This window comes from Siminovitchia thermophila (assembly GCF_016909185.1).
GTDB lineage: Bacteria > Bacillota > Bacilli > Bacillales > Bacillaceae_C > Siminovitchia > Siminovitchia thermophila.
Window position 1 is genome coordinate 1 of the sequence record NZ_JAFBFH010000056.1, and the last position, 13,013, is coordinate 13,013.

The following is a 13,013-nucleotide window of genomic DNA, read 5'->3' on the forward strand; positions in this document are numbered from 1 at the left end:
GGTCCAGCAGGTCCAGTGGCTCCTGTAGGTCCAGCAGGTCCAGTGGCTCCCGTAGGTCCAGCAGGTCCAGTGGCTCCCGTAGGTCCAGCAGGTCCAGTGGCTCCCGTAGGTCCAGCAGGTCCAGTCGGTCCAATAGGTCCAGGAACACCATCGAATTCCAGTAAATTAACATCATCTACCAATACTCTATCAATAGAGCCCACCACACCTGGTTTAATAATTTCTACTCTTGCTTTAGTTGCTGTAGCAGGTGCTGGTTCTGTAACGTGATAAATTTCTTTCCAAGCTTCAAACGTCGGGCTAGAGAAAATGCTTCCAAAGTTAACTTCTGTATCCAACCCGGTTCCGACTACTTGATCTGCATCATTTAGAAACACAATTCGTAAAAGGACTCGGTTATTAAATGCTCGTGTTGCCAATGATACTTTAAATAAATAGGTTTGATTAGGTGTGATTGGAACGGTTTGAGAAAGAGAGGATGTTTGGGAACCTATATCGAAAGAAGCTGCAAATTGGCCGCTGTGAGCATTTGTAGAAGTAATGGTAGCATTCACAGCATTCCAGAATTCGAAAGTTCCAGTTTCAAATCCTCCATTTCTTATTAAATTAATGACTGACAAGGAATACCCTCCTTTTTTTAAAAAAGTAGTTCAATTGATTTCATCTAAATTGAACTCACAATATACTATGTATGGGAACGAAGCTTGTTCAGGCAAAGTCTCTATTACAAACGCACATTTAACTAATAATTTGTCGTATTGGCTCGATGCCGCTTATCAGAATAAGAATTAAAGCTGAAAGGAAAGATAGTTAATTCAAAAAAATCTGTAGTTAATATGGGTATCTACAGATTTGAAAATAATGGGGTTTATAAAGCGGATCTTTATAAAATAGAATTTATTTCTTTCAACAAATATTTTGCTCGTTCGTCATTTGTATGGTGTTTATGGATAAATTGATAACCGTTTTCTGTAATTCGCATGCGCTCTTCATCATTGGCCAAATAATATTCTGCTTTTTCTATAAAGTTGTCAATCGTACAGGCAACATAGTTTTCATTATCAATAAAACCTAAATCCACGATGTCATCGTTAGGTTCTGCCAAAAGTAGTGTTTTACAAGCAGGTGCTTCAAAGAACTTAAGAACGGCTACCCGGCCTGTTTTGTAGCGGCCTCCGCAAGTAAAGAATATTTTGGCGCGATTCAGCTCTTTTGCATATTTTTTATTTACAATTAATTGGTCGGAATGTGTAGCTAGATGACCAGGATGGGGATGATAGACAAATCCCGGTTTATCTTTCAGATTGGAAAAAACAGCGTCCCTAAATGCATATCTTCCTTTTAAAGGTATCATATTGGGGAGTTTATGACGCCCATGTGCATTTTTATCAACATACACTAATCCCATAAGCAATAAATCAATTTCTTTTTCCAATCCATAATCTTTCATCACTGCTGGATTAATCGACCAAGGCAGCCAGCGGAACTTATGTTTAAATTGGGGAAATGACCTAAGAAATGGATATTTGGTGGCTGAAAAAATAAGATCTATTTCATTATCTTGAAAAAATTGAATTCGTTCATCAGGATTCCAGTGAAGGTCAATAACAAAGCAACCTTTGTGAATATCTATGTCGGCTAAACCTTCAATTTTGGGCGCCATGATATCATACCAAGCTATATCATAATGAAAGATAAAGTCGGGTTCTATATTTAATGTTTTTAGTATGTCTTTTATATGGCCATTATGGTGCCAATAATAGACATCAGCGTATTTTTCAAGGGCATCAAAAATATCTTTTTTTACTTTATGTTTCGGGTATAACCAAAAAGGTTTCACAAGTACTAAGATTTTTCGTTTTTTTTCCATGCGCCTCATCACCTTTGATTCTTTTTGTTTCAATATATATATGGCAAAAAGCTGACTCCTGTCTGGACGGCGTGAACAATTGAAAAATAAAAAAAGGGAACGATTCCCTTTTTAGTGATCACATTCTCCAAACAGATATGCTTTTCTGGAGTGATTCTGTAGGAATAACTCCCTTTAAATCCATTAAGATTCCTTTATTGTTTTTAAATAAGGCATTCAAATCAGCCATTTTAAATTCTTTATGGGGTACAGATAAAAGAACAATATCGGACTTTTTAAGTTGATTGAATGGTTTCAAGTCGATATTCATATGTTTTAGCTGGCCGTTCGTAATGTTTGGATCACATACTTGAAGAGGTAAACCGAGATCTTTCAATTTTTTTACCATCTCCAATGATTTGGAATTTCTGACATCAGAAATGTTTTCTTTAAAAGTGATGCCGAGGACTGTAATCAACACCTCTTGAACATTTAGTTTATGGGACATCATTAATTGCAATAAAGAAGTTACAATATATTCTGGCATAAAATCATTTATTTTCCTGGCTTCAGAGAGAAAACTTGGATAATACCCTTCCAATTTCGACTTGTGCATTAAGTAGTAGGTATCGACTCCGATGCAATGGCCTCCAACTAAGCCAGGCGACAAGGGAATAAAATTCCATTTTGTTTTCGATGCGGCAAGTACATCATACGTATCAATGTTTAGTCGATCAAATATGAGAGAAAGTTCATTCATAAAAGCGATATTGATGTCACGTTGGGTGTTTTCGACAATTTTGGAAGCTTCCGCAACTTTGATGGAGGAAGCTTTATAAATGCCGGCATCAATCACGCTGTGATACATTTTGAATATTTTTTTCAAAGTATGATTGTTTTGCCCAGAAACAACCTTTGGTATTGTATGAAAAGTATGTTCTTTATCCCCAGGGTTAATTCGTTCAGGTGAGTAACCGACAAAGAAATCAACTCCGGATTTTAATTCGGAGTATTTTTCTAATATTGGAATGCAAACATCTTCAGTCGTGCCAGGGTATACGGTAGATTCATAAACTACGATTGTTTGTGGGGAAAGATTTCTTCCGATGATGGCGGATGCTTCTTCAAGATAAGATAAATCAGGTTCCTTCGTTGAAGTAATCGGTGTTGGAACCGCCACAATAATGAAGTTACACTCTTTGAGCTTTTCTTCATTATATACAAATTCAATACCCGCTTTTTTTAAATCCTCGCTTGGAACTTGGCCTGCTGGATCTACATGATTGCTTAACAAGTTAATTTTCTGTTGATCAATATCAAATCCCACGACCTTGTATTTTTTAGAAAATCCCACTGCCACGGGAAGGCCGACATAACCAAGGCCAACGACACCTACTTTTGTGTTTTGTAATGTCAAGTCTATTTGGTCATCTTTATTCGAATTTTTGGCATGAATGTTGGTTTCATCCTTCCCTGTTGCTCCTATTACCTGTTCCCCCTGTTTTCCAAAAGGGACGTTTTTTTTCATTTTCGAGTAATGTGAATCCTGCTGAATGTCCACTATTGATTTTCCTTTCCTAAACGAAATTATTAATTTTATATGCAACAGGGCGTAAAACTGCCAAGCATTCTTGGAAAAAAAGGCGTCATCACTAGGATCAATGTTATTCGTCTCTTTTCGAGTCGGGGGATGTGTCAGAGAAAGCAGTGATTTAAGATATGCGGCTTGTTATCTATATTGTTACTTTTTATTTTTGGTGCGTGATGTTGACTCTCTGGTTATATTTCAAATAAGATCGTGCTCAAAAAGGGAGGAGTATTTATGGATAACACTATGCTATAATAAATGGCGGAAAAAAAGAGTTGCTTATTTTATCGGGCATGAACTGGCAGTAAGATCCCCCAATCAGAATGCGGGATGAAAAAGAAAAGCGTGGATCAACTGCCTGATTAGCTCAGGCCGCAGGAGAAGAAAAACGTTGTGTCAAAACATCGCGTGTTTTTCTAGGTTCTCAATACAATACACAAAGGCGTTGCGGTGGACAGGAAATCATTGGCAAGTGAATCGACAGCTCAAGGAAAGCTCATCAGCTGCAAGTGAATCGACAACTCAAGGAAAGCTCATCAGCATCGTCATCATACGAAGAAAAAAGCGCGCGCTTCGAGGTCGCCATCGCTCGGCTTGCCGACAGGACGCGGCTTAGCTTTTTTGCTTCTTATCAGCGGGGATTTGAGATTCGCAGGCTAAGCAACGCCTGAATGACCCACATTCTGTGGATATCCCCGTTGGCCGGATAGTTACGAAAGATAACCATCTGCTTCACAATCTGTTTAAGGTAGGTTGCTAGTATGAATTTTGGCAGTAAATATCTTCCACTGCGCACCGTCATTATCATGTTGGTTTGTTCAGTCGTGATCATTGCCCTTGTAATTACAGGTGTGCTGTTAATAAACGCAAGTACGGAGAGTATTGAGCATCATCAAGGTGAAAAAGCAATGAGTATTGCCCAGACAGTCAGCATTACACCGCTCGTTATAGAAGCTTTGGAAAAAAATCAAAGGGGAAGGGACGTTCAGTCGTTTACGAGGAATATTCAGCAGGAAACAAATATGCTTTTTATTGTCGTCATGGATATGAACGGGATCCGGCTTTCCCACCCCGACCCATCCAGAATCGGAAAGAGATTTATTGGCGGGGATGAGAAGGAGGTTTTAAAAGGAAAGAAATATACTTCTACTGCGGAAGGTACGCTCGGGCCTTCTCTTCGTGCTTTTCATCCTGTATTTAATGAAAGTGGAAAACAAATTGGTGCGGTTTCAGTCGGCATTTCGCTTCAAAGTGTGAATGAAGCCGCGAATAAAAGAAAAAAAATTATCTTTACAGGAATGGGCGCTGGCATTGTCATTGGAATGATTGGCGCCATTATTTTGGCCGCAAATATTAATCGCATTTTATTTGGGCTTGAACCGGCTGCCATAGCCAGTTTGCTCCAAGAAAGAAATGCCATGCTTGAATCGGTGCGAGAGGGAATCATAGCGGTTAATAATAAAGCAGAGATTGTAGTAGCTAACGCGGAAGCGATAAAAATTTTTCAAAAAGCCGGGCTTGATCCCGATCCGATCGGGAAAAAAGCGGATGAATATTTACCTAAAAGCCGGCTTGTTAGAATTTTGCAATCCCCGAAAGCGGAATATGATCAAGAAAGTGATATTAACGGCCTGCCCATTTTGGTGAATCGGGTACCGATTATACTAAATGGAAAGCTGGCGGGGGCCATTTCAACATTTAGGGATAAAACCGAAATGAAGTTACTGGCCGAACAGCTGACGGGCATTAAAACATATGCAGATGCGTTGCGTGCCCAAACACATGAATTTATGAATACTTTGCATGTGATAACAGGTATGGTTCATATGAAAGAATACAAAGAACTGGAGTCTTATTTAAGAAAACAAACGAAACTCTACCAAACGGAAAGCAGCTCGATTGGCCATATTGTGAAGGACCCGGTCATTGCCGGATTTTTACTAAGCAAAAGAAGTTACGCCAGAGAAAATAAAGTGAAACTCAATTTGGAAGTAAATCGTCCCCTCCCGGCTTCCAACAATCATGAAATGACCCATCATATCATCACTATTCTTGGCAACTTGATTGAAAACGCATTTGATGCTGTAAAAGAAAAGCACGAAAAAAGGGTAGATATTACGATCGAGTATAACGGTTTCGCCTGTACGATTACCGTAAAGGATAACGGAGAGGGGATTCCTTTAGAGATAAGGAATTTATTATTCGATCAAACTGTTTCTACTAAAGGCGCGAATCATGGATATGGATTGCTCAATGTTAAAAAAAGCGTACAATCGCTAAGCGGCAAGATTTCTTTTCATACAAGTAATGAGGGCACTGTGTTTAAAGTGGTTTTTCCTTATAGAGAGGAGCGATCAGAATGATCCGGGTTTTAATAGTTGATGACGACCCGATGGTGGCGAAAATTAATAAGCGTTACTTAGAGGCGGTTCCTGGCTTTGTTTGTGCAGGAATCGCCGAAGGCGTTGATAGTGCCATCGATATGTTAAATAGCACCGAGATTCATCTTGTCCTACTCGATGTATATATGCCGGGGAAACGGGGGCTGGAGCTTTTAAAGAGAATGAGGAATGAACAAAAAGACATAGATGTCATCATCATTTCCGCGGCAAGCAACATTGAAACGATCCAATCAGCTTTACATTTTGGCGTTGTTGATTACTTGATTAAGCCGTTTGAATTTGGCCGTTTTCGGGATTCATTGAAAAAGTACAAGAAAAAGTTTGAACTGCTGCATGGGCACGAAAAATTCAGCCAGGAAGAGCTGGATAAACTGTTAAAAGGCAATGGCCAGACACCACGTCTGGAGGATATTCCAAAAGGGTTAACAAAAACGACGTTGCGAAAAATTGTCAAAACGATTTTAAGGAATAAAGACGCCACCTTTTCAATAGAGGGACTGGCGAATGAGATCGGAATCTCCCGGGTATCGATGGGAAAATATTTAAACTTTTTAACCGAAATTAAATTTTTGGATGTAGAAGCGGACTATGAAACGAAGGGCCGGCCAGCAAGAAAGTACCGTCTATCCAAACAAAATACCGAAGCGATCTATGTTTATATTGAGGCTGCCGATTTATAAAATAAAATGGCAGTCTCGCTTTTATTACTTACATAACTATTTATTTAATTTAACAGCCTTTTATCTTCAACAAAGTAGATATAACATTAAAAGTATCTTGTAAGCGCTTTTTTACATCGGTAGAAAAAGGAGAGACTCATAACAATGGAAAGAACATATATACACTCTACATGGGATTTTCTATGGAAAACACATCGTCAAACGAAAAAATGGTTAATGATGGCCATACCGAACAAAGTGTTAAAACAGACACTTACATCAAAAGATGAGAAGACTAGTGAAAAAGAAAAAGGGACAGGCCCCGGACCTTACAGTACTGTCCAAAAAACAGGGCTGATTCTTGGCCCGCTTTTATTTGCATTGACCATGCTTTTCTTTTCTCCAGAAGGACTAAGTACGGACGGAAGGGCTGTTTTAGCTGTTACTTTATGGGTAGCTACCTGGTGGGTCACAGAAGCAATTCCCATTCCTGCCGCATCGCTTTTGCCCATTATTTTGCTTCCTTTAACAGGAGCAGCGGAGGGTGGAGATGTAACCGCTGCCTATGGAGATCCGATTGTCTTCCTGTTTTTAGGTGGATTTTTCATTGCTACTGCCATGGAAAAGTGGAATTTGCATAAAAGAATAGCATTGTCGATTATTTCTTTAATTGGAACAAATATGTCCAAGATTACACTTGGATTTATGATGGCTACCGGGTTTTTATCAATGTGGGTATCCAATACGGCAGCTGTCATGATGATGATCCCCATTGGAACTGCTATTATTTATCAAGTTTCCCAGGCAGTGCAAACAAGCAAGGACGCTTCTGCCGATGACTATAGAAATTTTGAGAAATCCATTATATTAGCCATTGGCTATGCTGGAACGATCGGCGGACTTGGGACGCTTATCGGGACACCTCCCAATATTATTTTGGCAGCAACCGTTAATAAACTGTTTGACGTGCAAATTTCATTTGCCGGCTGGATGGCGTTTGCAACTCCTGTAACCGCAATCTTATTGGTTTCTATTTGGCTTTATATTACTAAAATTGCTTTTCCCGTAAAATTAAAGGAACTTCCTGGTGGAAAACAATTAATTCATGAGGAAAAATTGAAGCTTGGAAAGATTACGTTTGAGGAAAAATTTGTTTTGGCTGTTTTCTTGTTTGCGGCATTTATGTGGATTACGAGAACGTTTCTTTGGGAAAACGTATTAGGAATCAAAACGTTGTCTGATACGATGATTGCTATTATTGCGGCTGTTCTGCTATTTTTAATCCCTACTGTCAATCAAAAAGGAAGACTGCTTGCTTGGGATAGTGCCAAAGACATTCCGTGGGGCATTTTGCTCCTTTTCGGAGGAGGTTTGGCCATTGCCGGCGGATTTATTGAAACTGGACTAGCAGAGTGGATGGGCACCCAGCTTACCGTGATGCAAGGTGTTCACTTTATCTTGATTATTTTACTGTCATCCGCACTTGTTCTGGCTTTGACAGAGTTTACATCGAATACAGCGACAGCAACAATGATTCTCCCTGTTTTGGCATCATTGGCATTGGCGATCAACGTTCATCCTTACGCATTGATGGTTCCAGCGGCAATGGCGGCCAACTGCGCGTTCATGCTTCCTGTTGGGACACCGCCAAACGCCATCATTTTTGCTACAGGAAAAATAAAAATTATTGAAATGATAAGAGCCGGTTTTTGGGTCAACTTGTTTGTCCTCATTTTAATCGTCCTCACCGTATTCTTTGTTCTTCCAATTTTATGGAATGTAGACTTAACGACTTATCCGCAAAGCTTTAAATAAGAAAAGGCAGGTTGTCCAAACGGGGTGACAACCTGCTTTTTTGTATTGGAATACATGATGGTGAGTCAAGAACTTGGCTCTGCTGTTTGGGGTATCAAGACATAATCAGAATTTCGTTCAACTGAATGTTCGGGCACATAAGAAAACTCCCGCTTCATGAATTTAGGTTTAATGTGATTGCGGTTTGTTTTTTAATTCTTCAATGGATTGCTGAACAAGTGTTACTGCCTGACTCATTGCCGCGCCCCCGCCAAATGCTGCGGAAACCCCGACAACCTCCAAAATTTCATCTTCACTGCACCCCTGATCAATGCAGCCTTTTGTGTGGTAAATGATGCAATACTCATCCTGCGCATAGATGCTGATTCCAAGAGCAATCATCTGCTTCTCTTTTTGCGAAATTTTTCCTTCTGAAAAACACGCCTCTGTAAATGAATTATACGATTCCGCTATCTTGGGCATCTTTTTTGTAAAGATGCCCAGCCCTTCTTTATACTCCCGAATAGCTGCTTCTGTATACGTCTGTTGATCCAACTGTTCCATCTCCTTTCAAAAAATAGTATTTCAAGTTTCCTGCGATTCATTCAATAAAAACCATGACAGCTTATAGAAGGCAATCAGTAGGACTTTTTTAAAAGGGAGGGTGCTTTTATGGAACAGCTTTTAATAGTTTATTGGATAGAGGTGTTTTATTGTATCAGACTGTCTGTCCAATCAATTTCGATAACCTCCAATAAATTATTAATGCGTCGGCCGGCTTAAATAGATATAAAGGAGGTGTAAGCTGTATGTGGTTTGAAAATGATTTTGTTGGCGGCGAAAGAGAAGAACGGAGAAGACGCGTGAAATTAATCTGTAGATGCCGTGAAGTAAGACGTGAGCGTGAGAGGGAAGAGCGTGAGAGAGAAGAACGAGAGAGAGAAGAACGTGAAAGGTTTATTTGCAGATGCAGGAGAATTAGACATGAGCATGAAGATTGCGATTGGTAGGTAACTGATCAATAAAATGAGAAATCCCTAAGTGTAGGCTTAAAGGGATTTCTCTTTAGGTTTATATCATCGGTCTTCTTGGAAAATGCTGATCGTAGGATTGTTGACAAGATGTAAATGAGAAGTAATGCCTTACGTAAAATGAAGGCGAACTATGCTTTTTTCCCTCTTTCCCGATGATAGATTTTTTCATCAGATGTAATGCTCTATCAGCCAATCCATTATACAAGTTCTATTGGATTACAAATGATCGTAAGCATAAATAAGGAAGGGATCAAATGATGACGCATCCATTGATATTGCGATGAAAACTGCCTGAAGCAGCAAACTATTGATGAATTCTGCCGATCGAGGGAATTGAAACTGCGTTTGTCAAATAAATTAGCCAGCGAGGTGAGTTTCTCAAGAAAAAAAGATTAACTTTCACCGAAAGAACTTATTAATGAAATCCTACATATATGATCTTTTTTAATACGATGACTAAAATAGTTGTCCGCTTATTAATGAATATAAGCAAAATGATATTCAACTTATTGCAGTAAAGAGATTCCGTCAAAAGGAAGTGCTGTAGAACCTTAATTGGAGAATAGAAATATTTAAAATATAAGAACCCTAAAAGGAAGCTGGCTTTGGATGTTCCTAGTAGGCGTTTAAGCCTGTAATAAAGGTATCGTATAAAAAACGAATCATTAGACTTGCAAACGATCGTTGTGGAGCTGCAGCACTGGTGTTGAAATTGGCCAGATAAGATTGTTCGAAGAGGTTGCTTATACATATTCGGGTAGTCATAAAAATGTTGGACGCATATATTTACATAAAATAAGCCCTTCTCGACAAATGAGAAGAGCTTATTTTATTTCACTTTGAAATTAGTCACGCGCACCAAAAAACAATAAAAATACGCCACTTCTAAGTGCTTAGAAATGGCGTATTTTCAACGTTTAAAGCATATGGAGCATAGCGGGCTCGAACCGCTGACCTCTACACTGCCAGTGTAGCGCTCTCCCAGCTGAGCTAATGCCCCTAAAATTAGAATACATTTTCCATTATAAGAGCTTTTTAAAAAAGTGCAAGCTTTATTTTTAATTTATTGTCTCAAATTGTTGAACAAAGCTACGAACCCGCGGATTTTTCAGGTGGAAATCTTTTACCTAAAGCACAATTATTGAAACTTAGTGCTTTTTTTATGTTATAAAAGAGAGGGTGGCGAGATCTGGTTAGCTGATATATTAATTAAGTATTTCAGATAAGGTGGTTTTATCTAACCAATTTTCGTATCTTCCATTTCAACGATTTCTGGAGAAATGAAACAGCCTGAGTTCAAATAATATCGAACGCAAGCTGTTTCGTAATATAGTCTTTTCCGGTGTCCTGTCGGGTGCAAGGAATTCCATTTTTCGAGGTGTTGTAATATGTCGTTGTATATTAAGAGAGATTTCCATAAGTAACGGGATATCATATAGGATACCCGTTAACTGATGATCTCGATTTCTTGAACATCGTCTAAAAGGGAAATTGTATAATAAATATTCGTGACAGGTCTGTTCGTGTTTACTCGCGTTTTTAATTCCATAAGATGAGCGGCGTTTTCTCTTAAATCTTTAATTCGCGTATGCGTAATCAAAATTTTGTCTTCCTGCAATTTTTTCATTACAGTCTCAACACTTTCCCTTTTACTTACTGTAATTTTGATTATCAGGTCTCTTTTATGCAATTTTTTCGGGCCAATCCTCGTTAGCAGGGAAGGGATTAATTCAACACTAATAATGAGGAGAATGACTCCGGCGATAGCTTCCATGTAAAATCCGGCTCCAACTGCAATACCAATTCCCGCTGCCCCCCAGATCAAGGCTGCGGTTGTTAACCCGGAAATATGGTCATTGCCCCTTCTTAAAATAACGCCTGCTCCCAGAAAACCAATACCCGATACTATTTGTGCAGCCAAGCGGAGCGGATCCATTTGTATACGAACATCATCACTCCCGGGAAAAATATAGGCAGCTTCAATTGAAACAATTGTGAGCAGACAACTAATAATGGATATGACAAGACTTGTTTTTAAACCGAGCGGTTTTCTTTTCAGCTCCCTTTCTAAGCCGATGATTAAGCCGAGAGCTGCAGAAATCCCCAATCTTGCCAATAGTTCCCATTCAAAAAAATATTCCATAGGCTTCCCTCCTTGCCGCCTGTTTATTGGAAAAAAGAAATAAAAAAAGTAAAATTTAATTTATTATATTATACTTCTTTAAGGATAAGATAAAATGGAAACACGAAGAAAACTGAATCCGTATATTGTTGTTATGATTGGTGTCCTGACGATTTCAAGTTCCGCGATCCTCGTAAAATTGTCATCCGCTGAGGCGGGAACTATTGCATTTTACCGTATGTTTTTCAGTGTTTGCATCTTGCTTCCCATGTTTTTACGGCGCAGTAAATCAGAGTTGCGGATGATGAAACGGAATGATTGGATATATTCTCTTTTAGCCGGTATATTTCTTGCTTTTCACTTTATCCTTTGGTTTGAGTCGTTAAACTACACATCGGTTGCAAGTTCCACAGTCTTGGTGACATTACAGCCTTTGTTCGCTTTTATAGGGACTTTTTTATTTTTTAAAGAAAAATATTCGATCAAAAGTATAACAAGTGCGGCAGTGGCAATGATAGGCGGCTTTGTGATTAGTTGGGGGGACTTCCGGTTGAGCGGCGCTGCGCTGTTGGGCGATATGCTTGCGCTGAGTGCATGTGCCCTAATTACGGCCTATTTGCTTGTCGGACAATCACTTAGACAAAGGATCTCATTAATTACTTATACCTTTTTAGTGTACTCCATAAGCACCATCGTTTTATTTTTTTATGTCATTATTAGAAACGAACCGCTTTATCCATATCCGATTGAAGATTGGATATATTTCCTGCTTCTGGCTATCTTGCCAAACTTGCTTGGACATTCTTTATTCAACTGGGCCTTAAAATGGGTCAGTACGGCAGTTATTTCTATGGCCGTGCTATTTGAACCTGTCGGAGCAACGATCCTTGCTTATCTTATATTAAGTGAAAAAGTTGCCTGGTTCCAGCTTGCAGGTGGTTCGATCATTATCATAAGCGTACTTTTATTTATTATGAATGTCAGGAGGGAAGGAGGCCGGATTTAAAGACTATATGAATAAATAAGTTAATCCGGAAAAAACAAAAGCCATGATCGACATGACGAGAAAAGTTCCTCCTTCTTTTTTATCTACATCTGTATCACTTATGCGCAATGCTTCAACGTAGCAATAACTAAATAGATAGATAGCCATTAAAAAAGAAATGACAAGGGCAGCCTTTGTTAAAATAGTTTTCACCTTCCCAATAGAATAGATATTTGTTATTATATTATGTACAGATTGATAGAAAGATGTCTGAGTGAATAAAATTTCAAAAAAACTATTGCATCATAAAAATATCTATGTTATATTATAATTCGTCCGATTGAACGAGTCGAACACAAAAAAGTTTTTTAAAAAAGCTATTGACTTAAAATCGAGACCGTGTTACTATATAAAAGTCGCCCAAAAGAGCGATACCAAGTTTGATCTTTGAAAACTGAACGAAACGAAACGTCAATCAATAATTAATTAGTCAGCTTTAATTATGAGCTAACCAAACTTTTACATGAGAGTTTGATCCTGGCTCAGGACGAACGCTGGCGGCGTGCCTAATACATGCAAG

The 13,013-nt window shown here is 38.9% G+C and carries 11 protein-coding genes, 1 tRNA gene and 1 rRNA gene; 6 read left to right on the forward strand and 7 right to left on the reverse strand.

Annotation, left to right across the window (positions count from 1 at the left end; genetic code table 11):
• From JOC94_RS21895 to JOC94_RS21905, 3 genes are all read right to left on the reverse strand, one after another.
• Positions 1–620, reverse strand: a 620-nt coding sequence (locus tag JOC94_RS21895) for an NTTRR-F1 domain (protein ID WP_205180358.1), incomplete at its 3' end; no start/stop codon positions are given.
• A gap of 263 nt (positions 621–883) precedes the next feature.
• On the reverse strand, positions 884–1,870 hold the full coding sequence (locus JOC94_RS21900) for a glycosyltransferase family protein (protein WP_077113008.1): 987 nt from the start codon (positions 1,868–1,870) through the stop codon (positions 884–886).
• A 118-nt stretch (positions 1,871–1,988) separates the two neighbouring features.
• Positions 1,989–3,410, reverse strand: a complete 1,422-nt coding sequence (locus tag JOC94_RS21905; RefSeq protein ID WP_253191909.1) for a nucleotide sugar dehydrogenase — start codon at positions 3,408–3,410, stop codon at positions 1,989–1,991.
• A 788-nt stretch (positions 3,411–4,198) separates the two neighbouring features.
• On the opposite strand from JOC94_RS21905, the gene dcuS reads away from it, so the two are divergent.
• The 3 genes from dcuS to JOC94_RS21920 all read left to right on the forward strand — a co-directional run bounded on the left by dcuS (position 4,199) and on the right by JOC94_RS21920 (position 8,313).
• Positions 4,199–5,800: a DcuS/MalK family sensor histidine kinase gene (gene dcuS / locus JOC94_RS21910; protein ID WP_077113007.1), complete on the forward strand. Its 1,602-nt coding sequence runs from the start codon at positions 4,199–4,201 to the stop codon at positions 5,798–5,800.
• The gene (locus JOC94_RS21915; RefSeq protein WP_077113006.1) at positions 5,797–6,519 is read left to right on the forward strand and encodes a response regulator; all 723 of its coding nucleotides are present in this window, start codon (positions 5,797–5,799) and stop codon (positions 6,517–6,519) included. Before dcuS ends, JOC94_RS21915 begins: the two co-directional genes overlap by 4 nt.
• A gap of 144 nt (positions 6,520–6,663) precedes the next feature.
• Positions 6,664–8,313, forward strand: a complete 1,650-nt coding sequence (locus JOC94_RS21920) for an SLC13 family permease (RefSeq protein ID WP_077113005.1) — start codon at positions 6,664–6,666, stop codon at positions 8,311–8,313.
• Positions 8,314–8,481: 168 nt separating this feature from the next.
• Here the strand turns inward: JOC94_RS21920 and JOC94_RS21925 are convergent, their stop codons facing one another.
• Complete coding sequence (locus tag JOC94_RS21925) at positions 8,482–8,856, reverse strand: carboxymuconolactone decarboxylase family protein (RefSeq protein WP_077113004.1); 375 nt, start codon at positions 8,854–8,856, stop codon at positions 8,482–8,484.
• 245 nt (positions 8,857–9,101) lie between these two features.
• On the opposite strand from JOC94_RS21925, the gene JOC94_RS21930 reads away from it, so the two are divergent.
• Positions 9,102–9,302 (forward strand): hypothetical protein, encoded by a 201-nt coding sequence (locus JOC94_RS21930; RefSeq protein WP_077113003.1) that lies wholly within the window; start codon positions 9,102–9,104, stop codon positions 9,300–9,302.
• 951 nt (positions 9,303–10,253) lie between these two features.
• Here JOC94_RS21930 and JOC94_RS21935 read toward each other — a convergent pair.
• Both JOC94_RS21935 and JOC94_RS21940 read right to left on the reverse strand, forming a co-directional pair.
• Positions 10,254–10,326: transfer RNA gene (locus tag JOC94_RS21935), tRNA-Ala, on the reverse strand.
• Positions 10,327–10,773: 447 nt separating this feature from the next.
• Positions 10,774–11,469, reverse strand: a complete 696-nt coding sequence (locus JOC94_RS21940; RefSeq protein WP_077113002.1) for an MgtC/SapB family protein — start codon at positions 11,467–11,469, stop codon at positions 10,774–10,776.
• 94 nt (positions 11,470–11,563) lie between these two features.
• Here JOC94_RS21940 and JOC94_RS21945 point away from each other — a divergent pair, with 94 nt between their 5' ends.
• Positions 11,564–12,454, forward strand: a complete 891-nt coding sequence (locus JOC94_RS21945; protein ID WP_205180359.1) for a DMT family transporter — start codon at positions 11,564–11,566, stop codon at positions 12,452–12,454.
• Positions 12,455–12,457: 3 nt separating this feature from the next.
• Here the strand turns inward: JOC94_RS21945 and JOC94_RS21950 are convergent, their stop codons facing one another.
• The gene (locus JOC94_RS21950) at positions 12,458–12,646 is read right to left on the reverse strand and encodes a hypothetical protein (protein WP_213089153.1); all 189 of its coding nucleotides are present in this window, start codon (positions 12,644–12,646) and stop codon (positions 12,458–12,460) included.
• A 306-nt stretch (positions 12,647–12,952) separates the two neighbouring features.
• On the opposite strand from JOC94_RS21950, the gene JOC94_RS21955 reads away from it, so the two are divergent.
• A 16S ribosomal RNA gene (locus JOC94_RS21955) occupies positions 12,953–13,013 on the forward strand; the annotation flags it as partial.